Consider the following 24,305-nt stretch of genomic DNA (forward strand, 5'->3'; position numbering starts at 1 on the left):
TTATCCCGAAGTCTTGGCCACAACCTCGGTTCTGACGTTGAGAGTATTTCGACACTTCCACAGTGGTTCGCTTTCGCTCGCCTTCCCGGCCCACACCTGACCCGGTCACCGCCGGGCCTTTTCCGTCACGCTCACGACCCCGCCCGTTGAGGCGACGCCGCTGACGGCGGTTTGCGACCCCCACCCGCATGGTGGTCACGGAGGGCCACACCTCCATCACCCGCGGAGCACCGCTCCAGAAGATCACCGTCTACTCAAGATCGGCTTCTCCCTTCCCGTTCGTGGCGCAAGACCAAAATCCTTCACTCTTGCGGACTGCCAGGCGAATCTTTGCCCCTTTAGCCCCTCTTGAGAGGAATTGCCGGTGCCGCGTGGCAGTGCGGGATCCTCGGTGGCGGTAGTGCGTCCGCACGCGGCCCAGTGAGAGTCAAGCAGAAAATTCAGTGTACGGACCACGAATCGGGTGGGAAAGATGTACCGCGACAATTCTTTGCGCTGCGCCAGAAGAATCCCGCCGAAGGCCGGATGAACGGGCGCGAGGACCGTGGTGAGGCTCGACACCGGGTACCAGCAGGGCAAATGGTCTAGGGTCGACACCGTGAACGCGACGGTGACACGCCTGGGAGCCTGGTGCGACTACGTGCCCGAAAGCGATCCCCGGGTCCTGCGCTTCCGGGTCGAGGAGTTCGCGGTCCTTTCCGACGGGCGCCGCCTGGCATTGACCACGGACCGGGGCTGGAGCAGTTCACTCGCGGGCAGCCCCACCACTGACGACGCGTGGAGCTATCTGACCCTCGCCGACGTCACGGAGACGGTGCTCGTCGTGGTCGGGCCGGACGAGGGCGACGAGGCAGCCGGCGCGCACCCCTGGGTGCTGTTCGCGCAGCGACTACGTGCCCAGGATGTGGACACCACCCCGGAGGCCCTTCGGGACCTTCCGTACGAGGTCGTCCTCAGCGAGCGCCTGCAGGCGAAACTCTCGGGCTCCTAGCCGGAAGCCGGTCGGCGGTCCGAACATATCCGGAGGATATCCCGGCGCGGTGCACGGAATACGAGCGAGCGGAAGACGCGGGCATCCCGGGTCCCCCGGTGGAAGGTTCGTCCGTGACCTGTGGGCTACGTTTCGGCTCTGACCTCGACGAAGGACCGGCGAACGTTGTTCTCGTCTCCGTACTTGGAGTTGGCGGTGCTGATCACGACGTCGGAGCGTGGGTCCCGAGACCGGTCGAACGCACGCAAGCGTAGCCGCTCGTTGCCATCCCAGTCGAAGCCCTCGATCCGGCGCCGCAGCCGTACCGGGATCTCGTGGTGCCCGATGTCGTGGAGCAGCTGCTGGTCGCTGACGAACAAGCCGCCTGCTGCGGCGACATACCCGACGACCCGGTGACGATCGGGAACCGGTCCACCATCGGCCGGGAAACGGACCTCCATGTCCAGCTGCCAGTACTCCTCAAGGGTCAGCGCCTCCTCGCTCGACCAGAGCTGGTCAAACGCCTCATTGACGTATAAGCCGAGCCCACCGAGAGTGCTCGTCTCGTAATGGCGGACGTTGCTGCCGTCACGGCTGTCCGAGTCTCCGAAGAACGAGCAGACTACTTTTCTTCCGGCGAGGTAGAGCCGTGCCGGTGGCAACGCGCTGAAGATTTTGATCTCCAGGTGGTTCGCGGTCCTCCCGGAGAGCGTGTCGACCCACGCCTTGAACGCAAGCAACACCTCGTGAATAGTTTCCGATGCGTCGCCATCTCTCATATCAGAGGTCCGTTGCTGTGCCGCGCTGCTGGCGGGATCCAGGATCAGGATCTGAACCGGTACACCCGAGGCCATGGCCTGTTGGAGGACCGCCAGGTAGCGCCCGCGATACGGCAGTTCCATCCCGTAGGGCCAAGCGCCCATGATCCGGATCCTGCCGATGGCGCCGGCGGCGGCGTCGAGGAAGAGCTCGTGCGGGAAGGTTCTGTGGACGACGACTTCGGGTTTCCGCGACCTGTCAATCAATGGTTCCAGGATCGATGCCGTCGCGACCGCACCGAAGATGGTTGCGCCCAGGTTCATCAGAAGGTCCCCACGGAACGTCTCAGCGCTCTGAGCCACGAGCAGGAAGATGACGAGGCTGGCCGCTGCGAGAAAGAAAATGGTAGCAGCGTACCTAATCCTGCGGCACAGGATCGAAGAGAAATGTGGTCGCAGCGTTCTCATGGATTTCCGGTCGACTTTCGTGAGCGTCATCGCGGCGAGGCGGGGAGCGAAGGTCACCCATGAAGGCATGGTCGCACAGGAAGCACAGCCCCTGTCGGGAAACGAATGATCGGCTCTGTACCGACCACGGCCAGTGCGGCACCTGTAGTCCCTACCGGCCACGCCGATCCTCGATGCATTCGGCGCCACATCGACCTCGGGCCTCCGCGGCACACGCAGTCGTGTCCACCCCGACGACGTGGGGCGATCCGATGCCCAGGAATGGTCTACTGGCCGAGCAGCCGGCGGCCCGCAGCCAGCAGCGCGGTGTCCTCCTGCGGCGGGTGGACCCGTACGCACAGCACGTCCCTCAGCAGACGCTCGAACGGGAGATGCCTGGTCAGGCCCGGGTTGCCGAGCACAGCGACCGCGGTTTCGACCGCGGCGATCGCCGACCGCGCGATCTGGACCTTCACCAACGGCAGCTGCGGCAGGTGGGCCGTCTCGCCAGCCTCGGCCCGCAGCTGCACCCCGAACAGCAGCGTCTCGGCCTGCGCGATCTGCGCGTCGATCTCCCCGGCCGCCGTCTGGATCCGCTCGGTCGTCGCGATCGGACGCCCGAGCGCGGCGGGCACCCGCTCCCGCGCGAACCGCGTGAACGCGCTGCGGGCGGCCCGCGCCACCCCGACGTAGATCGCCGAATAGGCGAAGTTCGCCAGCGTCGTCATCGTCGACGGATCCCGGTACACACCGTCGGGCCCGCGCGGGATCTCGATGAACGCGTCGGCCGGCAGCCGGACGTCGGCGTACTCCACGTCGTGGGTGTTCGACGCCCGCAGGCCCAGATGGTCCCAGCTGTCGCTCCAGCTGATGCCGGGCAGCTCCGCCGGGACGATCACCTGGCCGACCCGGGGCCGCTGCGGGTCACCGCCGGGTTCGTCCGCCACCGCCCACACCACGTGGTATGCCAGCGCCGCGCCACCGGTGGCGTACGTCTTGCGGCCGTTGAGCACCCAGCCGCCGTCGGGGTGGCGGCTCGCCGTGGTCCTCGGCAGCCCACCGCGGGACGGCGACCCGAGCTCCGGCTCCGACCGAATGGCGTTGGCCAGCGCCGGCCCCTGGACGCTGCGCCGCAGCAGGTCGGCGTAGTAGTCCACCGGCCAGCTGTCGGCCATCGCCTGCCGCTGATGGACGATGAGGTTGTTGGCCGCGAGTAGCCCGACCGAGGCATCCCCTTCCCCGAGCGCGACCAGGATGCGCACGGTCTCCAACGCCCCGAGACCTGGCCCGCCGTAGCGGGCGGCAACGGTCGCTGTCAGCAGCCCGGCCCGATGCGCCACTTCCAGCCCACGGGCCGGTATCGCCCCCGTGCGGTCGTACTCCGCGGCACAGCCGGCGATCTGGGCCGTCGCGGCCGCCAATGCCTCCGGCGAGAGATCGGGTACGACCAGGTCAGGCGCCATTAGGTCATGGTGCCCTGCACATAAGAGCCACCACAACAGACGGCCGCGTCGCGACGGACAGGGACACTTGTCTGCATCAGGCAGTCGCGGATCCAACGGCCCCGGACAGCCCGAAAGGCGCGGGCTGCGCCACCTCCAGATGATAGGGTTTCTTTCCGTGCGATGGCCGAAACGCGAGGTGGCGGCGTGACCAAGGTATTGGTGGTGGCGCCCGGAGCTGGCACCAGGGCTTATTCAGATGAGATCTGGGCACTGCTACGCAAGGTGGACCACGAGTTCGTCCCACCATTGTCCGCCCGCGAAAGCACGGTCACGAAAGCACTTTCCGGGTCCGCCGGCAGTGATGCCGGGCCGCGAGTCTACCTCGAGGGCGTGCTGGACCAGTACGTGGTCTGCGCATGGGCAGGCGGCCGATTTTCCGGCCTTCTTTCGTTCCGCGTGCATCACCACGACGACCTGGTTCGGGACTTCTCCCCCTGCACGTACATCAGCACCATCGCAGTGGACCCACAGGAACGCCAGAAGGGGCTTGCCTCCGAGCTTTACCGTGCCCTCCACACCTTGCCGGCACAGCTCCACAGCCCATATCTGGTGACCCGCACGTGGAGCAGTAACGACAAGAACATTCCCATCCTGGAGCACTTCGGCTATCAGGAGATCGTCCGTCTTCCCGACCACCGCGGCCAGGGTATTGACACCCTTTACTACGCACGCCCAGCCCCAATGGCGCAGGGCTGAGCCGCTGCCGGTCACGCCGATAGGCACAAACGAGGGCCTGCTCGGTGCAGCACCGACTCCGCCCGGGCCAAAATCGCCAGCCGGACCCGGCGTGGACGTCGATCCCGTCACGCCAGGAGGAAGCGCGCCCCGATGAGTACCGAGATCTTAGGCCATAGCCGGGCACGCGCGGCCATCACGGCCGCCATGGGGCCCACCAGCGGCACAAAGATCATTATTCTTTTCGGTGGAATCGGATCCGGGAAAACTGCGATTCTGGACTGGCTGCGCGGACAGGTTCACGAAACCGACATCTTCGATTGCCGGCAGAATCCTGCAGCAATATCCACCGCGCTCCGCTCCCACTTGGGCGACGGAGACCTGTCGGCGCCCCGCGCCGCCGGGTCGCCCCGGGCGCAGTCACGTCGCGAGACACGGACCTCCTATCGCGTAGCAATCTATGATGACATCGACCACGATCTGTCACCCGAGCTCATCCCAGGTTTCGCGGCAGCGCTGGTCGGGTCATTGGACCTCACAACGGTTGTCTTCACGGAGAAGACACCTCCTCGCCTCGATGTCTACCCCGTCCCGGTGCAGTTCATCTCCCTGGAGCGACGAGAGGCAAGCCGCGCCGAGTTCATCGCCTACGTGCAACGGAATCTCGAACAGCACGGCCACGATCTGGACGTCCTGACGCCGGAGCTCCTCTCAGCACTTCATCTTCTCCAGACACAGTGCAACGACTTCCGAGCGGTCGCGGCCGTCGTCTCGCACCTGTCCACTCGCGCCGGCACTCGCCAGCTCGACGAGTCCGACCTGTTCCGCCTTCTCCGTGAGGAAGTGAAGCCGGACGCATTTCGCTCGTTTCCCGGTATGCGCGTGTCCGCGGGGGGCAGGCTTGTGTTCCGGGCGAAGGACAAGACCGAGGAGCTGTGCGAGATCATCCTGGGTTACTACGACGACCCCAACGAGCTGGCAGTGGTCGCCGCCGAGGACCTGCGTGGCTTCGACGCAGCCAGCTTCGCCTCCCAGGCTCGCCCGTCGTATCGCGACGCGGTCATGTCCATGTGTCTGGTCCGGTCACCCATCGATCTGATTTCTTCCCTGCTCGGCCCGCGAGAGGTGATCAGGGAGATTCGCCATCGCCAGCTCGACCAAGCCCGCGAGTTCGACTCACCCCAGGCTCGGGCCCGGCTACTCGCCCGCGGTCTCGGATTCACTGTCAGCGATGCACCCGGCGGTCACTCCATCTACCAAGGGGCCGTGACCTCCGCACGATCCGTTGCGGGCATGGATTCCGCTCCGGCCGAGACATTGCGTGGCGCCGGGCTCAGCCTCGCTCAGAACGTCGAGCGGATGCTGTTCGACCTCGCGCACTTCTGGGCCTCGGTGCTCGTCGGATCCATGACAGACCTCATCCGCGAATACAATGCCTCGAACCTGCGGCGGCCACTTCAGGCCCAGCGACTTACTGGTGGGCAGCTGGCTGCGCTGCTCCGGTACCTCAACCGCGGCGGCAACGACGTCGTCTACACCCTGGGCCTCCTGCTGACCCGACGTAGCCGGCCCTTCTCCAGCAGCTTCCTGGCCGCAGTCGACACTTTTGTGGCGACTCGCAATGATTTCGTCCACGAGCACCGCAACGAGGGACGTGTCGCCCTTCAGCAGCGCTTCAACCAACTGCTCAATGATGCCGACCTTGTGGTGGGCAGGGCTGGCGAGTCGTATCCTGTTGTGGTTAAGCTGACGGAGATCATGTTCGACGAGTTCGGCCGACAGATCTATTCCGCCACAGACACCGAGGGACGAATTTTGCGATTCACCCTGACACGTGACGAGGAGGAGAAAATCTCTATCTCTTCGCACTATTTTATGTTGCCGACGGAACCCACAGCGATCGACCCGGTGCTCGTACCCCGGTTCGTGATGGATGCCGGGGTACTCTTCCAGGAGGCCGAGGGCTACCGACAATACTCCGACACACAGCGCAGCCAGTCCACCAAGCTGCTCGACCGGATCGATCTCTCCACGCGGGAGCGCGCCCTCGACGTTGGCTGCGGAAGCGGACGAGTCACTCTGGACCTCGCCGATCAGTACCCCAACCTGCAGGTACACGGCATCGACATCAGCGCCGAAATGATCGCGGTGGCGCGACGCGCCGCCCGCGGCCACGGCAACGTGACCTTCTATGAGGCCGACGTCCTGAAATACAGAACGGAACAGGCTTACGACGCCGTTTTCTCCAACAGCACGATGCACTGGGTACTGCCGAAGGAGGCGGGATACGGCGCATTGTTCCGACTATTGGCGCCTGGTGGGCTGCTGGCCGTCCACCAAGGAGGCGATCAGACCTATGCCGGCCTACACGAGTGCGCCTATGAGGTCATCGAATCTCTTAACCTGGCGTCGTTCTTCAAGGGTTGGCGCTACCCCGCTCACTATCCAACCCGAGTGCAGATCGAGGAACTTCTCGGCAAGACCGGATTCGCCGATGTGGAGGTATTTTCCGACGAGACTGACAGACAGGAACATCCGACCCTGGTCAGGGACTTCTCCTACGCCGGCCTGCTACCCTTCCTGCGACAGATTCCGGAGGAGCGGCGAGAGCTACTAAGAAACGAGTTCCTGCGGCACGCGGAACGCTCACAGCCAAGCCTTTACCAGCACCGCCTTTACATCACAGCACGGCGGCCGTGACTCTCGGAAGAGTACTCCCCCCAGCCAGCCGCGGCACCAAAAGGGAGTTGTTCTCGATCGGCGCAGAGACGGCCGGAGGTAGAGAATTTTAACTGACGAGTCATCGGGTCGGCATTCTCTGGTGGCGGTCTGTCCGGCACTCATGGTCGGACAGCCCGACTGGCCTGTAGGCCCGCTCCCGCTGCGATATCGCGACACAGCTACCACCACGATCAACCGATCGACGTACTTCAACCCGGCCTGCGCGCGTATCCTGTACGGTGAGCACGACCGTCCGAGCCGCTGGTACCAGCACACCTCCACAGCCATACGCGGTGGCGTTGTCTTCGGGGTCGAGATTCTTACTCCGAATCACGGTTCGCCGCACGGACTCGCGATTCTCCACCTCCAGGTGGAGGCGGACAGGCTACTCGAAACTGCACGCGCCGTCGCCGGCCGCAGGAACACTGTCCCGCTACGGGACGATATCGCAGCGATGCTTCCGCCATGGGCTTCCCTCGAGGCGCATGCCCGGATATTCACGGTCAGCTTCATGACCACGGCGAGCGACAACCTTGAGCCGCCACCGGGAGCGGCGCCGGTGCCGTCCTGGTCAACTATCGAGAAATGGCTGTGGCATCTCGCCTCCCGCACGACACGGGAGGACTTTCCTCCAGACCCCGACCATGCGGAGGTGCTGCTCTCCGGTCTGGTCGTCCTGTCCGCGGACTGGCGCTGCCTCGTCACCCGGGACGGCGCCGCCTTCGTCGGCACGCGGCGCGATATCGGCGCCGACGACCCGTTCCTCGGATTCGCCCAGGTCTACACGCACAGCGCGTATCTCGATGCGCTGGTCATCGGTATGGTGCAGCAGACATCGATCACCGGTATGGTCGAGGACGCATCCCGCGCCTTTGATTCGAAGGACCTCTCCCGAACCCTCAGCAGGCTTGAGGAACGCGCCGCGAGATTCCGCTCCGTCTACTGGTTGCGCGATGTCGGTACCCACGGCCTAGCCAACGACATCCTGGCCGCATACCAGACCCAGCACCGCCTGCCCGAGAAGTTCGAAGCCGTTCTGAACGAGATTGCGGATCTTAATCGCATCTTCCAGACCCAGGAGAGCCAACGAGTCAACGCGGCTCTCGGCATCATCACGGTGATCGGTCTGCCATTCGGCACCGCGCTGGCCGTTCTGCAGGTTCTCGGCACCGACTCGCCCCGCGGCCTCCTGCTGGGAATGTTGGCTGCGTTCGCGAGCTCCGGCATGCTTCTTCTAACCGGCTTCGGCCGCCTGCTCCTGCGCACTCTCCGACGTCTGGGCCGCTGAGCCCGCACCTTCGGACCACGCTTGATCAGCCAGGCCTGATCTGGCAGGCCCCAGGTCGCGGGGCCGGAGGGCGGGGATGCGTTCGAGGACTCCGTCGGCGAAGGTGCGGTACAGATCGAGCGTCTCCAGGTGGACGTAGCCGATGTGGCAGTCGCAGACGTCCAGGGGGCACGGCCGGGGCCGCGGCGCCGGGCGGAACGAGCCGTCGTACAGGTTCCCCAGCACGGCCGGGACGAAGTGACAGCGCCGGACCGTGCCGGTGCCGTCCACGGACACGACGGTCGCGCCGGTGCGGCAGGGCAGGCCGCGGCTGGGGTGTGGGGTGCGGCTGTAAGCGAACAGCGGGTCGATCTGGGCCCAGTCGGCGGCCTCGGTGTCGGTGTAGGTGTGGCCGCTGGCCGCGTTCACCCACAGGTATACGTGCCGGGGCAGATCGGCGCGCAGGCGGCGGGCGGCGTCCAGGTGCTCGGGCTGGCCCACGATGCCGGCGCTGAAACGCACCCCGCGGGCGGCCAGGTCGAGGCAGCGGCCGAGGAACCGAACGTATGACACCTGGCTCGGGTGGTAGGTGGCCCACAGCGCGAGCCGGGACGGATCAGCATCACTCGTCCAGTCGACGCGGTGGCTGAGGTTGGTCTGGATCGCGACCCGCCCGACGTGCGGGAGGTGGCTGAGCTCCACCAGCGCCCGCCGATACCAGGAGCGGGTGAGGCCCTCACCCCACGGCGTGAACAGCACCGAGACGCCGTGCTCCTGCTCCCGGACCCAGCCGGTGAAACGCTCCAGCGCGGCCCGGTCCGCCCGCAGCTGCGCCGGGGTGTCGCGGCGCTTCGCGAACGGACAGTAGGAGCAGTCGTAGTCGCAGCTCGCGAGCGGCCCACGGTAGAGGATGGTCAGCTGCATCAGCGTGGGGTGTAGCTGGCCATCAGGGCCTGGACCCGGGGTGAGAAGAGCGCCGGGCCCAGGGCGTCGGAGTGGGCGAGGCCGTCGGGGGTCAGCCGGAGACTGCTCGGGGTCTGCTCCAGCCAGCCGCGGTCGGCGAAGGCAGTGAGGTCGAAGTCCGCGGTCACGTCGGTGTGGAAACGCTCCCGGTAGGCGATGCGATCCAGGCCCTCGGCCTGCAGCAGCGACTGGATCAGATGGCGCCGGCGGCGCTCGTCGCCGGTGAGGGTGAAGCCGACCCGGGCGGTGGCGAAGTCCGTCTCGCGCAGGTAGTCGTCGAGGATCGCGCGCACGTGCCGGGTACCCACCGCGTATTCGAACGAGTAGTGCAGGTCCGAGGTGTAGGAGCGGGCTCCGCAGCCCAGGCCGACCATACCGTCGGTCTGGCAGCAGTACGCCGGCCCGGACGTACTGTGCGGGGCGGGCTGTTCGTCGGGCGGGCGGCGGAACATCCGCATGGAGACCTGCTCGTAGCCGCTGGCCAGCAGGTGGTCGCGGCCGAGGCGGTACAGCCGGATGCGCTGGTCGTCCCAGTCGGTCTCGCGCCGGGCCAGGCCGGTCAGGGGACGGATGTACAGCGGGTACAGGTAGAGCTCCTCCGGACGCCAGGCCAGTGCCGCGTCCAGGGAATGCAGCCAGGTGGCCGCGGTCTGGCCGTCGATGCCGTAGATGAGGTCGATGTTCAGCGTGGGGAAGCCGGCTCGGCGGATGCGTTCCAGGGCTGCCTCGACCTCGACCCGCCGCTGGGGTCTCCCGGCCGCGCGGGCCTCGACGTCCAGGAAGCTCTGCACGCCGATCGAGATGCGGGTGGTGCCGCGCTCACGCAGGACGGTGAGACGGTCGGCGGTCGCGGTGGCCGGCGAGGTCTCCACCCCGAACGGGACACTGCCCAGCGGTGCGAGGCGGGCGCTGATGTCGCAGAGCCGTTCCAGCTCGGGGGCGGTCAGGTAGGTGGGTGTGCCGCCGCCGAAGGCCACCGTGGCGAACGCGGCGTCGCCCAGTGCGCTCGTGACCGCCGCGGCCTGGCGTTCGAGCGCGTCCAGGTAGGCACCCGTGAACTCCTCGGACGCCCCCGTGCGCGTGAACAGGTTGCAGAAGCCGCAGCGCATCTCGCACAGCGGGACGTGCAGGTAGAGGAACAGCGCGGACCGGTCCTGCGCGGCCCACACGTCCCGCAGCGGGGGGCGGGGGGACAGCGGGCGGTAGGCCGTCTTGTGCGGGTACGCGTAGACGTACTGCTGATATGGGCCGGTGTACTGCTGGTGTGGGGCGGTCATCGGGAACCCCGGAGGAGACCTCGGCCTTCAGGCCGGGGAGGAATCCGGCCCCTTGCGGAGCGGGGCAGGCAGCAGCGGTTCGCCGTCAGGCGTACCGCCGCTGGAGAGCCCGGCGCACCGGGTGGCTGGTCTCGCTGTTCGGTGGGCGACGGTGGTTCGTCGTGGTCTCGGAGAGGCGGGTGTGCAGGTCGCTCTGAGGTCACAGAGAGACCTGCTTCACGGTCCCGCCGCCAACCTATGATCATTTCATCTCCAGGTTCCGGTTGTCTCCCGACGCGGCGCAGGTCGAAGCCCTGCTCGCGCAGTGCGGCCATGCCCGGTATGTGTGGAACCTCGGCCACGAGCAGCGTGCGGCCTACCGGCCCGGGCGTGGGCCGACGCCCGGGTACCACGAGCAGGCGCGGCAGCTGACCGAGGCGCGGGCGGAGCATGCGTGGTTGGCGGCGGGTTCGCAGATCGTGCAGCAGCAGGCGTTGCGTGACCTGGACCAGGCATGGCGGAACTTCTTCAACGGCACGCACCGCAGGCCCGGGTTCCGCCGGCAGGGTGTGCACGAGGGGTTCCGGATCGTGGGCCCGGCCGCGTCGCGGGTCCGCCAGGACAACGGGAGGTGGTCGTCGGTGCTGGTCCCGAAGGTCGGCTGGGTGCGGTTCCGCCGCAGCCGGACCGTTGCCAGGGCACGGCGGGGCAGCAACCGGCGTGGCCGGATCAAAGGACAGATCGCCCGGCTGAAGGCCCGGGAGGCGGACCGGCGCAAGGACTGGGTGGAGAAGACCTCCACCGATCTCACCCGCCGGTACGACATGATCCGGGTCGAGGATCTGAACATCCAGGGAATGACCCGTTCCGCCCGGGGCACGGTCGACAACCCGGGGCGGAACGTGGCGCAGAAGGCCGGGTTGAACCGGGGCATCCTCGCCAATGGCTGGGGGCTGCTCGTCCGACGGTTGGAGCAGAAGGCCCCGGGCCGGGTCGAGAGGGTCCCGGCCGCGTACACGAGTCAGCGGTGCTCGGCCTGCGGGCATACGGCGCCTGGGAACCGCGAGAGCCAAGCGGTGTTCCGGTGCGTCGCCTGCGGGCACACGGCCCACGCCGACACCAACGCGGCCTGCAATATCGCGGCCGGACGGGCCGTGACCGCGCGGGGAGGCACGGTGCTGGCCGGGCCCGTGAACCGCGAACCTCAACAACACGAACTCCTGTTCGGGTAGTTGGAATCCCTCTCGTTCACGAGAGGGAGGACGTCAAGCCAGCACGAACTCCCCGTATGGGACGGTCCAGACGACGTCGTGGCCGAGACGGTGGCCGTGGTGGCCGTCCTCGCCGTACGCGGTCCCGTGGTCCGAGCAGACGATCACGAAGCAGGGGCGGCGCATCAGCGCGAACAGGCGGCCGAGCTGCCGGTCGACATAGCGCAGCGCCGCGGCGTGGGATTCGCGCGAGTCGCCCTGGTCGCGGGTGGCACCGGCCAGGTAGAACCAGTTGGGCTGGTGCAGTGCGGCCACGTTGAGCAGCAGGAACAGCCGCCGGTCGGGAGGAAGACGCCGCATCACCTCGCCGACCCGGTCGATCTGGTGGGCCAGCGAGTCGGGGTCGGTCACGCCGAACCGGGGCTCCCAGTGGCTTTCGGTGAACAGGCCCGGAAGCACCGAGCCGAGCGGGCTGAGCTTGTTGAAGAAGCCCACACCGCCCACACAGACCGTGTGATAGCCGATTTTCGCCAGGCCGGCCGGGAGGTCCGGGGCGTCGAACACCCAGGTGCCGGATGCGGTGGTCTCGCTGCCAGGGAACCGCGCGGCGAACAGGCGCGGGTGTGGGTGTGGGCCGGGCCGCGCCGGGGTCGGCAGGAAGCCGGCAAGCATGGCGGCGTGTGCCGCGTAGGTGAAGCTGCCCGGGGTGTGGCGGCGTTCCCAACGGCCGTCGGGCAGCAGGCCCCGGAGGGTGGGTGTCCGCCCGGCGGAGGTGAGTTCGGCCGCGACGTCGTAGCGGAGGGTGTCGAGCGTGACCAGCAGCAGATCATGGGTGCCGACGATCTCGCTCATGTCACGCATGCCGCCGCCGCCCCGGCCTCTCGTGCCGCCATCGCTCCCGGCCGCTCATGCCGCCGCCGCGTGCGCCGCCAGGGCCGCGCGCACCTGGGCGGCATGCACCTGAGCGGTGTAGGTATCCAGGCCTTCGGCCCAGGTGCCCGGCAGCCCGGTGATGCCGGGCAGCAGATCGCCGAACGCGTTGATCTCACCGACCGCGACCTGCCGCCAGCCGATCTGCACAAGCAGGTCGACACCGACCATGAGGCTGCCGGGAAAGCACGCGGCGGCCCGCGCGCACACGTCGAGCGCATGCTCCCAGCCGGTGGAGCCGAGGGCGTCGCGCACCGCGCTCACCGAGCCCCGCGCCCCGCCGAGGTGCAGGTTGGTCATCGGGGAGCGGCTTGTCCGCACGACCACATGAGTCGGCTCGCCGGCGATCACCACCACCCGCAGGTCGAGGACACGCCCACCGAGCGCGGCCTTGGGCAGCCACCGCTCCACGTGCAGCCCGTCCGGCGCCAGCTCGTCGATCAGCTGGGCCACCTCAGGCTCGGTCTCGTAGGCCCGGACCCGCAGCGCGTTGACGAGACCGGTGCCGATGCGCGCGGCGGAGGTGACGGCTCTGACCCGCCCGCCGCGCGCGGCCCGCAGCGCCACGACGCCGGATGCGGACGAGCCGTGCGCCGGTTTGACGAACACCTGGCCCATGCCCGCCTGCGCCATCCGCGCCCGCAGGTCGGCATAGTCGTGGACGGGTGGCAGTGCCTCGGGGACGGGCACACCCGCCGACCGCAGCCGGGCGTGGCAGCGCCTCTTGTCGCACATGACGGCGATCTCGTCGACGTCGCCGAGCGGCTGGGCGCCCGAAGCCGTGGCCGCGGCGGCGACGCGCCCCAGGCCCGCGGTGAAGGCCGCATACCACCGTGCACCCCCGCCCACCCGGGTCGGATCACCGGGCCCGCGCAGCAGCCTGTCCACCTCGGGGTCGCCTCCGGGTGAGTCGATCCGTAGCAGTGAGCCGGGCACGATCGGCAGCGCTCCGCCGGGCACGATCGGCGGCTCGCCGCCGTGCAGCACCTGCGCCCAGCCGACGACCCGGGGTGCGGCCAGGCCCGCCGAGCGGCACGCGGCCGTGAACAGTTCGGTGCGCCGGTCGCCCGGGGCCCCCACCACGGTGAACATCATTCGGAGACCGCGGTGTAGAACCAGTCGTCCTCCGCCTCCTCCTGCTGACCGAGGTCGATCTCGACGCCGGGCAGCACGGCGCCGACACGGTTCATCGCGGCGTCGGTCAGGAAGTGATGGTGCAGGTCGAGGCGCTCGAGGTGGGTGAGCGGCTGGCCGGACAGCAGCGACTCGGCTCCCCGGTCGGTCAGGGTGCCCAGGGCCAGGCTGAGCGACGCCAGCCGCGCGACGACCGGAGCGCCCGCCACAGCCGCGGCGACCTCGTCCGCGATCTGGGCGTTCTCCAGCCCCAGATGCCGCAGGGCGGGCAGCCGCTCGCCGCCCAGGATCCCGGCGAGGTCGGCCACCGTCGCGTCGCCGCCGTAGTTGTCGGTACCCAGCCACAGATCGAGGTGTTCCAGGGCCGGCAGGTCGCTCCCGCCGACGGCCCGCACCACCGAGGCGGGCAGCCCACCCGCCTCGAACCGCAGCGTCCTCAGCGTGCCGTGGTGGACGGGGCTCAGCGCCAGCCCGTCGCTCCCGCGGACCCCCAGGTACTCCAGCGCGGGAAAGGCACCGAACAGGCGGGTGACGTCGGACTGCTCGATCCAGGAGATCTCCGCCTCCTCCAGCACGATGTCGCCCAGGAACAGCGCGCGCAGCGCGGGCAGCCGGTCGGCCGCACCCACCAGCAGGTCGACCGGGTTCGCGGGGTTCTTCGTGTCGTAGGACGCACCCCAGTAGCCGATGACCAGATGGGTCACCTCCGCGGGCGGGACCTCCGCCAGGAACTTCTGGAAGACGCCGCCGAGGTCGGGACCCTCGAACCAGGTTCTGATCCGCCAGGCGACGTCACCGGGCGAGGCCGGCGCGCCCGAGCCCGCCGGCCCGAAGTACCGATCGGACGACTCGCCGTCGTGCTCGTACCGAAAATCGACCACCGGCTTGCCGGCGAGCTCGGTGAGGTGCTCGTTGATGGTCATCTGGCCCCCTTCGCGGTGACTGTCGGGAACCGTCCTATCAGCTGCCACCGACATGATCGGGTCGCCAGCCGCCCCGGCAGACCCGTCTGAGGCTCGAAGCCGAGGTCACCGGCACAGTCCCGCGGACAGTCAGAACACAGGATGATCCGGGAGACGGCGAGATGTGGCCCCGCACCGCTGGCCCGGCCACAGCTGCCCGACCCACCCGGAGGCGGCGGTGCGCGGCGCCGCGACACGGCCGGTCGTGATGACGGCGGGTCCGGAACGGACCGGGTTTCCGGCGGAAATGCCGAGTTCGTGGACATCCTCGCCCGGCAGCGGGGCCCACCGCAGGCTGAACACGACCCGCACCCAAAAAATTCTCACCCAACGCGCCAGCCCGGGCACCCATGGTGCTCGACGAGGTGGATGCTGCAGGCTATTGTTCCGATCTCGGGAGGGGTCCCATCGCGTCGAGTCGTCTTCGAGTCGTCTCGACACTGCGGTCACGGAGGTTCCTCCCTGATGCTGCCCTCTTCTCCTTGTTCTCCTTCCCGCGCCGCCGCGGCGCTTCTTCGCCGGGCCGTGATCGGCACGGCGACGACGGCGGGTGTCGCCATCATGATCACCGGTTGCTGGCCCCTCGGCGACGGCGCTTCCAGCCGTCCCCTGGCCGCCGCCACCGCTGCTCCTGTTACCGGCACCGCGGCCGCGGTGCCGCCTTCGGGTTTCGGTGGGCACATCCCGACGACCACGCCCGGCGACACGGCGGGGGCCACGGCCGCGGCGCCGGGCTCCGATCCGGCGCTCGGTTCGGGACAGCCGGCAGCGCCACCGGCCGGTTCCACGGCGACCGGTTCGACCGCCGGGCGACCCCCCTCGTCCCCCGGCGCCGGCACCGCCATCTCGACACCGGCGGCGGCAGCACCGGCGCAACCGCCGGCCCCGCCACCGGCGCAGCCGCTCGCCGCCCCGGCCTCCGGGCGGATCCAGCCGGGCACCGTCTACCGGGGCCGCGCGACGCACTACGGCGCTGACGGCGGGGGCAACTGCATGTTCGACCGGCTGAACGACCCGGCGATGCCGGTCGTGGCGATGAACGAGGCCGACTACGAGACCGCACGCGCCTGCGGTGCCTACATCCAGGTAACCGGCCCCGGGGGAAGCGTGGTCGTCAAGGTCACCGACCGCTGCCCCGAATGCGCCCCGGGGCAGCTCGACCTTAGCGAGCAGGCGTTCGCCCGCATCGCCGGCGGCGTGCCGGGGCTGGTGGACGTCACCTGGCGGCTGGCCAGCCCGTCGGGCCTCGGAGCCGTGCAGTACAAGGTGAAGGAGGGTTCGTCGGCCTACTGGCTCGCCCTCCAGGTCCGTCAGCACCGCAACCTGGTCACCTCACTGGAGGTGCGGGTCAACGGGGTGTGGACGCCGCTGCGGCGCGAGATGTGGAACTACTTCATCGCGCCGAACGGCCTCGGGCCGGGTCCGTTCACGGTACGGATCACCGATGTCTTCGGTGAGCGGCTCGTCCACACCGTCAGCCTGTCGCCGGGTACGACCCAACAGGCCACCGGCCAGTTCGCCCAGCGCTGAGTCCTGTCACAGATCGCGGCCGGGGTCTCCGATGATCCCTGATGATCTCTGATGACCCCGGCGGGCGCCGCTGCCGGGCAAGATCTGCCCCATCGGGGATCCCGCACCACCGCACGGCACTGATCTTTTCGCCGCAAAATAGACATATTCGGAGTCGATACTCCTGGCGACCCGCAAGAAAGAAGGATTCTGGTTGTCGGCACGACCAAAATCGTTCACTCTTGCGACTCGACAAACCGGGCTACCGGGCTACCGGCCCACCGGGCTACCGGGCGCTCGGAAGCCCGGCCGCGGTTGTGCGAGCGGCAGCCCCGACCCGCCGCGGCGGTCGGCCGGTCGGCGCCAGGAGGGCGGGTACGACCCGCTTTCCCAGCGCCGACCCGGCGGTTCGCGCCGGCGTCACCTCAGGGGGACGGGGTGAGCTCCTTGCCGGTGCCGAACTCGCGGAGCTTGCCGTCCCAGGTGATCTTGCCGTCCTTCACGTGGGCGGTGGTGTAGGCGGGGTTGTAGATCGCGGCGTAGGGCAGCGTGCTCTTGGCGGTGAAGTCGACGGGTGCGGTCAGCCCGCCGGTCTCGACCTTGCTCAGCTTCTTGATCCCGGCCAGGATGGATGCTCTGTCCACGGTCTGGACCGAGGACGCCACCTGCGCGAAGATCTTCACTCCGAGCCAGCTGTTGAGGCTGAGCTCGTCCACCTTCCCGTCGGGCTCATAGGCTTTCATGTCCTCGTTGAACTGCTTTCCATACGGGGTGGAGGTGTCCCAGGCCGGCGGGAGAACCAGGCCGATCGTGGCCGGGCCGTCGGCGCCCATGGTCTTGAGCTGATCCTGGTCGAAGGCGCTGCCCGCGAATGCGACCGTTCCCTCGTACCCGGTGGCGCGCAGCGCCTTGACGGCCACGCTCGTCTGCGCGGCGAAGGTCAGCCAGACCACCGCGTCCGGGGAGTTCTGGGTGGCCTGCTGGGCCGGTGCGCTCAGATCCGCCGTGGACGGAGCGAGCTGGACGTTGTTGACCACCTCGACGCCCGCCTTGCTGAAGACGTCGTTGACCGTCTTGCGGATGACGTCGGCAGTGGGGATGTCCAGGGTGACCAGGCCGATACGCTTGGCCCCGCTCTTCACGACGTCCTGTGCCAGGCCGTGGAAGCCGACGACGACCGCGCCGTTGACGTTGAAGGCGAGCGAGTTGGTGAGGTCGAAGCCCGACACCGGGTACTGCCCGATGATCGGCATCTGGGCGGCCTCGATCTGGGCCTTGGTGGCGTCGTGGTAGTTGTCGGACCCGCCGGCGATCGCGACGATGTCCTTGTCGGCGAGGATCTCGCGGTAGCAGTTCGCCGAGTCGGTCGCGTTCTGGTGGTTGTCGCAGAGCTTCAGCTCGAGGGGCCGGCCGTCGATCCCGCCGCTCTTGTTGATCGCCGCCACCGCCGCCCGGGCGCCCGTGGCGTACTCGGGGTTGCTGCTGACCCCGCCGCTCAGGCCCCCGATGGCAGCGATCTTGATCGGCTGACCGGTGAGGCCGCCGGATAAGTCGGCCTTCGCCTCGTCGTCTCCTCCGCCGCCGCAACCGGCCAGCACCGCCACGAGTGACACCGCCGCCGCGAACGCGGCCACGGGCGTCCTCGCGCTTCTTCCGAGCATTCCTATCCCCATTCTTGTGGACGAGCGAGGTGGTTCAGCAGAGATGGTTCGGGTGAGGTGCTTCAGGAGAGGTAGAGGGCGGCCAGGCCGTCGAGGTCGGTGAGCCACCTGCTCGCGGGGCTTTCGTCGACAATCTCGCCGCGGCGCATCACATAGGCCCGGTCCGCTCGGCTCAGCACTGACCGTGCGTTCTGCTCGACGACGACCACCGCGACGCCACGGTCGGCCGTCTCTCGCACGGTGTCAAGTAGGCGTTCACGTACCAGTGGAGCGAGGCCGAGAGACAGCTCGTCGATCAGCAGCAGCCGCGGAGCGCGGGCGAGCGCCAGTGCGAGGGCGAGCATCTGCTGCTCGCCACCCGACAGCAGCGCGGCGCGGTGCCGGGAGCGGTCCGCGAGCGTCGGGAACAGCTCGATCGACTCCGCGCCGCCCCGGACGAGCCGCAGCGACTGCCGGACGGTCAGCCCCGGGAAGACATGGCGCTCCTCGCCCATGAAGGACACGCCCCGGCGGGCACGCCGATAGACGGGAACCCGGTTGCACGGCTCCCCGAAGAGGCGGATCTCGCCGCTCGTCGGCCTGCTGTACCCGGCCAGCGTGCGCAGCAGGGTGGTCTTGCCCGCGCCGTTCGGGCCAAGCAGCGCCACCACCTCACCGGGGCGCACCTCGAGGTCGATGTCGCGCAGAACGGGCACCCGCCCGTAACCGGCCGACAGCCCGCGCGCCTCGATCGCGGCCGAAGGTCCGGACTGCTCCGACTCCGCCGGGGACTTCTCGGGAACCGTCGACACGCCGCCGTGTCCGCCGCTACGGCCACCACCCGGGCCACCATCACCCATCCGTCATCCTCCGTACTCTGAGAGTAACTGGCAGCGCCGACGCCAAATAGCCCGCGGAAAGGGCCTGCCGGGCCGTCGACATCCGCCCACCGCCGCATCCCACGGGGTCTTGCGAGTGAATGCTCACGACCTTACGCTGCCAAACAGGGGTCCGCAATGGCCTTCGTGGTGGCCGGCCAGCCGAATGCGCGCGGCCGGCCGGCCACCACTCGTTCCTGAGCTCTGGGGGTGTCATGGATCCGCGGACCATCCTGCAGTTCGCGTTATTAGGCCTCGGCGTCGGCGGCGTCTACGCGGTCAGCGCGGTCGGAATCGTTGCGATACACCGCGGGTCACGAACAATCAACTTCGCGCACGGCGGCATCGCGCTGTGGGGCGCGCTTCTCTTCTACTGGATGCGCGACAGTCACGACGTACCAAGCATTCCGGCGGCGGTGCTGACCCTGCTGGCGGCGGCGGTGTTCGGCGCCGGGGTCTACCTGCTCGTCATACGATTCGTCCGGCACCGGACGCAGCTGTCCCGCATGGTGGCGACCCTCGGTCTGCTCGGGCTGCTGATCGGCCTGGCGCACACCGTGTTCGAGAACGCCCCGCGGGTGCCCGACAGCGCCTTCCCCTCCGGCGGGGTGGACGTGTTCGACCAGAAGATCCCGTACGAACGGATCATCATCTTCCTGATCGCCGTGGTGGTCGTCCTGGGGCTCGCGGCCTGGTCGGCGAGCGCCCGGCTGCCACTCATGACCAGGGCGATGGCGGAACACGAGTCCGCCGCCCAGGCACTCGGCGCGTCACCGCACCTGCTGGGCAGCCTCAACTGGGCGCTCGGCTCGGCGCTGGCCGCGGCGAGCGGCATCCTCGTCGCGCCCATCGTAGGGCAGTTCGACACCGCGATGCTCCAGGTGATGGCGTTCGCGCTGGCCGCGGCCCTGCTCGGGCGGTTCGACAGCTTCGGGCTGGCGCTGGCCGGCGGTGCCGCGCTCGGCGTGGGCGAGAGCGTGGTGACGCACCTGGTGGCGGAGCATGTGCCGAGCCAGTTCCAGCTGGGCTGGCCGCAGACGGTGCCGTTCGTCGCCGTCATGGCGATCCTCGTGCTGCGCCGGGACGGCGCGAGCAACCGGCTGCCCGCGGTGCCCGCGGCTCCGGTCGCCGCCGGGCTGTTCCGGCCCGTCCCGGCGGTGATCGCGCTTGCCGGGGCGGTCGCCGTGCTGCTGTTCGGCAGCGCCCAGTGGCAGGACGCGGCGATCCTCTCCGTGGTCTTCGGCATCCTGGTGCTGTCGCTGGTCGTCCTGATCGGCTACGCCAACCAGATCAGCCTGGCGCAGATGACCGTGGCCGGCCTCGGCGCCTACGCCGCGGTCCGCCTCGATCTGGACATCCATCTGCCGTTCGTGCTCGCCCCGGTCGCCGGAGCCGTGGTCGGAGCCGTCGCCGGCCTCGTCGTCGGCCTTCCCGCCCTGCGGGTCCGGGGCATCAACCTCGCCATCCTCACCATGGGCCTGGCCGTCGCGGTCTCCGGAGTGCTCTTCGACAGCACCCACTACACCGGTGGCATCGCCGGTTCGCAGCCACACCCGCCGACGCTCTTCGGCCTCGACGTGGACGCGGCACGCCATCCCGACCGGTACGGGCTCGTCGCACTGTTCTGGCTGGTGGTCGCGGCCGGCGTGGTGGTCGCCGTCCGGCGCTCGGGGCTCGGGCGCCGGCTGCTCGTCGTGCGGACCAACGAACGCGCCGCCGCGTCCGTCGGGATCAGCGTCGCGCGGGCCAAGCTCTCCGCCTTCGTGATCTCCTCGGCGATGGCCGGCGCCGCCGGTGTGCTGCTCGGGTTCCGCAGTTCCTCGGTCACGTTCACCCAGTTCTCGTTCCTGGAGTCGATCAACCTGGTGAGCCTCGCCGTCATCGCCGGCGTCACCGCGGTCAGCGGCGGTCTGCTCGGTGGGGTGCTCGCCTTCGGCGGCCTGGTCTACCTGGTCATCGCCAAGCTGCACATCGGCTTCATCACGGACAACTACGCGACGATCTTCGGTGCGGCGCTGGTCGTCACGGTGCTCCTGCACGAGAACGGCGTGGCCTGGCGGCGCAGCTTCCAGCATGACCCGGCGCCGATCCCGCCGGGTGAACAGCCGGCGCGGGCCGGTACCGCACTGGTCGCCGCGGACGTCTCGGTGCGCTTCGGTGGTGTCGCGGCCGTCAGCGACGTGTCCCTTCGTGCCCTGCCCGGTACGGTGACCGGCCTGGTCGGCCCGAACGGAGCCGGCAAGACGACCCTGCTCGACGCGATCGGCGGCTTCGCGGCCACCAGCGGCGGCCAGGTGCTGCTCGGCGACCGGACCCTCGGCGCGGACGGCGCCGACGCGCGGGCCCGCGGCGGGCTGGGCCGGGTCTTCCAGGCCGGCGAGCTGTTCGAGGACCTGACCGTCGCGCAGAACCTGCGGGTCGCGGCCGAGAACGCGGGCGGTACCGACGGGCGGCTGACCGCACCGGCCCGGGCCGCGCTGGAGCGCTTCGGGCTGACCGAGGACCTGCCGCGGCTGCCCACCGAGCTCCCGATGGCGAAACGTCGCCTCGTCGGCATCGTGCGTGCGCTGGCCAGCAATCCCGCGGTGGTGCTCCTCGACGAACCGGGGGCCGGCCTGTCCATCACCGAGATCAGCCAGCTGGCCGCCCACCTGCGCGACCTCGCCCACGACTGCGGGCTCACCGTGCTGGTCGTCGACCACGACATGGCGCTGGTGATGTCGGCCTGCGACCGGATCGTCGTGCTGCACCAGGGACGAGTCCTCGCCGAGGGCACCCCGGAGGAGATCCAGGCCGACGCGACGGTCCGGGAGGCGTACCTGGGCGACCCGACGGATCCGGCATCGGTGGACCCGGCACCAGCGGACACGGCACCAGTGGATCCGGTACCGGATCCGTCCCTGGCCTGAGCCGCCCGGCAGGGGCTGCCCCTGACCGGTGACGAGGATGACCCTCACGTGAGTGGGACGACCAGACGACGCGGACCGCAACGGTGGGCAGTCCGGAGGAAGGCCCACCGTTGCGGTCCCCGCGCCGAGCTGCTGGTCGCGATCGACGGTCTGATCAGGGTCGGTCGACCTGACCGCGCCAGGATCCGGATTCGGTTCCCCGCTCCTCGATGAAGGCCTTGAAGCGCCTCAGATCGGCCTTCACCCGCCGGTCGTCCGCGCCGACGGCCGCACCGATCTTCTCGGCGACGCCTTCGGGCTGCCAGTCGAGCTGGACCGTCACGCGGGTCTCGTCGGGGTTGAGCCGGTGGAAGGTGACGACCCCGGCGTGGGTGGGGCCGTTGGTGCTTTTCCAGGCGACCCGCTCGTCGGGCAGTTGCTCGGTGATGGTCGCGTCGAACTCTCGGTCCTGTCCGCCGATCCTGACATGCCAGCGCGTGTGGGTCTCGTCGACCTGCCGGATCGACTCGACGCCGTTCATGAAGTGCGGGAAGGATTCGAACTGGGTCCACTGGTTGTAGGCAGTGCGGACCGGTACGGCGACGTCGATCGACTCCGCGACGGTGGTGGCCATCAGGTCTCCTCCTGGTAGTGGACGTTGTCCTTGACGCCCCTTCCCACAACGAGGACGGCAACACCGAGTCGGCCCAGCGTTGTGGGAAGGGATGCGGAAAGCCGCGCGGTCACGAGCGGACCGCGGTTTCCCGGGGGCACACGTCGGCCGCGAGTCGGTCACGTACGTGCGCAGGGCCGGCGCACGGCGGCGACTGTCCATGCGCGAGTGCGCGCGCGCCCGACGCATTATGCCGAGACTGCGGGGTAAGCGGTAGATCATGAGCGAGATCGCACGGCCGGGCACCGCGAACGAGCGTACGGAAAGCGTGGACGAGGAATTCGGAGGCCGAGCGGCCGGCGAGTCCGCTCAGGCCCGGCGTAATCGAAACTGGGCAGAGATTCTGCAGGAGATACGAGTCGCCCAGACCGGGGTGCAACTACTGGCGGCGTTTCTGCTCGCGCTGCCGTTCCAGAGCAGGTTCGCCATTTTGAGCGACGGCCAGGAATGGTTTTATCTGGCTGTTGTGGCGCTGGCCGTCGTGGCTACCGGGCTGTTGGTGACGCCGGTCAGCCTGCACCGGGCGATGTTCCGCAAGCGGGAGAAGGAGAAGCTGGTCATGATCGCGAACCGGCTGGCACAGGCTGGCCTCGGCGTGTTCGCGGTGGCCGTGGCCGGCGTGGCAGTTCTCATCTTCGACGTGACGAAGGGTGTTACCGCCGGCGTCACTGCCGGAGTGATCACACTGGTGCTGTTCATCGCGCTGTGGGTTGTGGTGCCCGTCGCCGTGCAGTCCGTCCCGGCTGAGGGCGACTGATCGAAGCCGGTGCCCGTCGTCCTCCCGGAGGTGTTCTCCGACGGGTGCGTCCTTTACGGCGACCGCCGACCGGCGATGTCGCCTACCGGACCGACTGATCCGCCGGCTCGCGGTCTGCGGGCGGAACCAGGGAGGAACGCCCGTGCCGCCACGCGGTGAGGATCTGTTCGGCGCACCGGCCCTCGATCGCCATGATGGCGCGGGCACCGAAAAGCACGTCGGCGCCGAGCGCCGGCTCAGCGCGCACCAGGCCAGCCGCCAGCTCCTGCGAGGCGACGGTCTGATGATGTGCGTCGGCCACGACATGGACCACGAAGAAGTGTCGCGTTCCAGCCGGGAGGCCGTGCCTGCGCAGGGCCGCGTCGTAGGCCTCCATCGGCTCGACAGAGGTCATCTCGAAAACGGCGAGGTGTCCGACGAGCGCGCCGCGCCACCGGCGGTGCAGGCCGAAGTAGGACGCAAGGTTCACCGAGGCGAGAGTCGGTCCGGGCACGCGGTCGAGATAGGCGCCGTAGCGGGCGTTCAGGCCGAGCCCGCGCATCGTCAGGCCGAAAAGGATCTGGTGAATGTCTCGGGTGGCGCCGTTGCCGTACTCGTCGGCCTGGATCTCGACCAGAGCAGCCTTTGCCGGCCCGGTCAGCCGAGGAATGGCCCAGGAATGTGGGTCCGCTTCCTTGAGCTGGAGAGGCGAACGGTGGATGGCGAACTCCCGGAACTCGTCAAGGGTGCCGGCGTCGGCGAGGTAACGCGACAATGAAGGCCCGGACGGCGCCGTGATGATTTCCCGAAGCGCCGCGGGAATGGAATCGGCGTCCTGGCTGTCGCACTCTGGCGAGGGAACCGTCGCCGCTTCCTGGCGGATCCGGGATTCCAGCTCGTCCTCCAGCTCGTGGCGCAGCGTGAGCAGTGCGGGCGACCATTCCCAGCGCTCGTCGACCCCGGCGAAACCGCGGTAGTGCAGCTCGTAAAGACAGTAGAGGGCCAACGCACCGTCCTCGCCATAGAGGAGGTCGTCGCCGGCCCGTGGAACCGGACCGAGGTTCGCGCCTGCTCGCGCCGGCTGCCGAAGAGTGCCCGTGACAAAGGCGCTGAGCGGCCCTCGGGGGCGCGGCAGCCGGCCGGGCTGTAGATCTTCCGGCCGGGGCACGGTTCCATATGCGC

General features: G+C 68.8%; 19 protein-coding genes. 8 read left to right on the top strand and 11 right to left on the bottom strand.

The genetic code is table 11. The annotated features are described in order from the left end of the window. The first annotated feature begins 547 nt into the window (after positions 1-547). A complete protein-coding gene (locus AWX74_RS31345; RefSeq protein WP_091284146.1) occupies positions 548-991 on the top strand; it encodes a hypothetical protein in 444 nt (147 codons plus the stop codon). Positions 992-1,116: 125 nt separating this feature from the next. On the opposite strand, the gene AWX74_RS31350 is transcribed toward AWX74_RS31345, so the two are convergent. Next, positions 1,117-2,253 carry a hypothetical protein gene (locus tag AWX74_RS31350; protein ID WP_091284148.1) on the bottom strand — a complete coding sequence of 379 codons (1,137 nt, stop codon included), beginning with the start codon at positions 2,251-2,253 and terminating at the stop codon, positions 1,117-1,119. Between the two features lie 209 nt (positions 2,254-2,462). Further along, complete coding sequence (locus AWX74_RS31355; protein ID WP_091284150.1) at positions 2,463-3,638, bottom strand: acyl-CoA dehydrogenase family protein; 1,176 nt, start codon at positions 3,636-3,638, stop codon at positions 2,463-2,465. Between the two features lie 186 nt (positions 3,639-3,824). On the opposite strand from AWX74_RS31355, the gene AWX74_RS31360 reads away from it, so the two are divergent. The 3 genes from AWX74_RS31360 (at position 3,825) to AWX74_RS31370 (ending at position 8,364) form a co-directional block, all read left to right on the top strand. Next, positions 3,825-4,376 (top strand): GNAT family N-acetyltransferase, encoded by a 552-nt coding sequence (locus AWX74_RS31360; RefSeq protein WP_165615867.1) that lies wholly within the window; start codon positions 3,825-3,827, stop codon positions 4,374-4,376. Between the two features lie 132 nt (positions 4,377-4,508). Continuing rightward, complete coding sequence (locus AWX74_RS31365; protein ID WP_091284155.1) at positions 4,509-7,055, top strand: class I SAM-dependent methyltransferase; 2,547 nt, start codon at positions 4,509-4,511, stop codon at positions 7,053-7,055. Between the two features lie 532 nt (positions 7,056-7,587). Then, positions 7,588-8,364: a hypothetical protein gene (locus tag AWX74_RS31370; RefSeq protein WP_131799588.1), complete on the top strand. Its 777-nt coding sequence runs from the start codon at positions 7,588-7,590 to the stop codon at positions 8,362-8,364. Here AWX74_RS31370 and AWX74_RS31375 read toward each other — a convergent pair. Then, on the bottom strand, positions 8,311-9,267 hold the full coding sequence (locus AWX74_RS31375) for an STM4011 family radical SAM protein (protein WP_226931015.1): 957 nt from the start codon (positions 9,265-9,267) through the stop codon (positions 8,311-8,313). The genes AWX74_RS31370 and AWX74_RS31375 overlap by 54 nt on opposite strands. Further along, the gene (locus AWX74_RS31380) at positions 9,267-10,583 is read right to left on the bottom strand and encodes an STM4012 family radical SAM protein (RefSeq protein WP_091284158.1); all 1,317 of its coding nucleotides are present in this window, start codon (positions 10,581-10,583) and stop codon (positions 9,267-9,269) included. The genes AWX74_RS31375 and AWX74_RS31380 overlap by 1 nt, the downstream gene beginning before the upstream one ends. A 248-nt stretch (positions 10,584-10,831) precedes the next feature. Here AWX74_RS31380 and AWX74_RS31385 point away from each other — a divergent pair, with 248 nt between their 5' ends. Further along, complete coding sequence (locus tag AWX74_RS31385; RefSeq protein ID WP_091284160.1) at positions 10,832-11,794, top strand: RNA-guided endonuclease InsQ/TnpB family protein; 963 nt, start codon at positions 10,832-10,834, stop codon at positions 11,792-11,794. A 33-nt stretch (positions 11,795-11,827) separates the two neighbouring features. On the opposite strand, the gene AWX74_RS31390 is transcribed toward AWX74_RS31385, so the two are convergent. Genes AWX74_RS31390 through AWX74_RS31400 form a run of 3 tightly spaced genes read right to left on the bottom strand, consistent with a single transcriptional unit; the run spans position 11,828 to position 14,760 of the window. Beyond that, positions 11,828-12,634, bottom strand: a complete 807-nt coding sequence (locus tag AWX74_RS31390) for an STM4013/SEN3800 family hydrolase (RefSeq protein WP_091284162.1) — start codon at positions 12,632-12,634, stop codon at positions 11,828-11,830. Between the two features lie 45 nt (positions 12,635-12,679). Then, positions 12,680-13,795: an STM4014 family protein gene (locus tag AWX74_RS31395; protein WP_242666502.1), complete on the bottom strand. Its 1,116-nt coding sequence runs from the start codon at positions 13,793-13,795 to the stop codon at positions 12,680-12,682. Beyond that, positions 13,795-14,760 carry an STM4015 family protein gene (locus AWX74_RS31400; protein ID WP_091284165.1) on the bottom strand — a complete coding sequence of 322 codons (966 nt, stop codon included), beginning with the start codon at positions 14,758-14,760 and terminating at the stop codon, positions 13,795-13,797. The genes AWX74_RS31395 and AWX74_RS31400 overlap by 1 nt, the downstream gene beginning before the upstream one ends. A gap of 504 nt (positions 14,761-15,264) precedes the next feature. Here AWX74_RS31400 and AWX74_RS41700 point away from each other — a divergent pair. Continuing rightward, positions 15,265-16,329, top strand: a complete 1,065-nt coding sequence (locus tag AWX74_RS41700) for an expansin EXLX1 family cellulose-binding protein (protein WP_242666499.1) — start codon at positions 15,265-15,267, stop codon at positions 16,327-16,329. A 404-nt stretch (positions 16,330-16,733) separates the two neighbouring features. On the opposite strand, the gene AWX74_RS31415 is transcribed toward AWX74_RS41700, so the two are convergent. Together AWX74_RS31415 and AWX74_RS31420 are read right to left on the bottom strand one after the other, a co-directional pair. Then, complete coding sequence (locus AWX74_RS31415; RefSeq protein ID WP_242666500.1) at positions 16,734-17,942, bottom strand: ABC transporter substrate-binding protein; 1,209 nt, start codon at positions 17,940-17,942, stop codon at positions 16,734-16,736. Positions 17,943-18,031: 89 nt separating this feature from the next. Beyond that, positions 18,032-18,808 carry an ABC transporter ATP-binding protein gene (locus tag AWX74_RS31420; protein WP_091284171.1) on the bottom strand — a complete coding sequence of 259 codons (777 nt, stop codon included), beginning with the start codon at positions 18,806-18,808 and terminating at the stop codon, positions 18,032-18,034. Between the two features lie 233 nt (positions 18,809-19,041). On the opposite strand from AWX74_RS31420, the gene AWX74_RS31425 reads away from it, so the two are divergent. Then, positions 19,042-21,735, top strand: coding sequence for an ABC transporter permease subunit (locus tag AWX74_RS31425; RefSeq protein WP_091284173.1), 2,694 nt, complete (start codon positions 19,042-19,044; stop codon positions 21,733-21,735). Between the two features lie 154 nt (positions 21,736-21,889). Here the strand turns inward: AWX74_RS31425 and AWX74_RS31430 are convergent, their stop codons facing one another. Continuing rightward, positions 21,890-22,348 (bottom strand): SRPBCC family protein, encoded by a 459-nt coding sequence (locus AWX74_RS31430; protein WP_091284176.1) that lies wholly within the window; start codon positions 22,346-22,348, stop codon positions 21,890-21,892. Between the two features lie 259 nt (positions 22,349-22,607). Between AWX74_RS31430 and AWX74_RS31435 the strand changes: the two genes are divergently transcribed. Next, positions 22,608-23,144, top strand: a complete 537-nt coding sequence (locus tag AWX74_RS31435; protein WP_091284177.1) for a DUF6328 family protein — start codon at positions 22,608-22,610, stop codon at positions 23,142-23,144. 82 nt (positions 23,145-23,226) lie between these two features. Here AWX74_RS31435 and AWX74_RS31440 read toward each other — a convergent pair whose 3' ends face one another. Next, positions 23,227-24,129 (bottom strand): iron-containing redox enzyme family protein, encoded by a 903-nt coding sequence (locus AWX74_RS31440; RefSeq protein WP_091284179.1) that lies wholly within the window; start codon positions 24,127-24,129, stop codon positions 23,227-23,229. Between the last annotated feature and the right edge of the window lie 176 nt (positions 24,130-24,305).

Source organism: Parafrankia irregularis (assembly GCF_001536285.1).
GTDB classification, from domain to species: domain Bacteria; phylum Actinomycetota; class Actinomycetes; order Frankiales; family Frankiaceae; genus Parafrankia; species Parafrankia irregularis.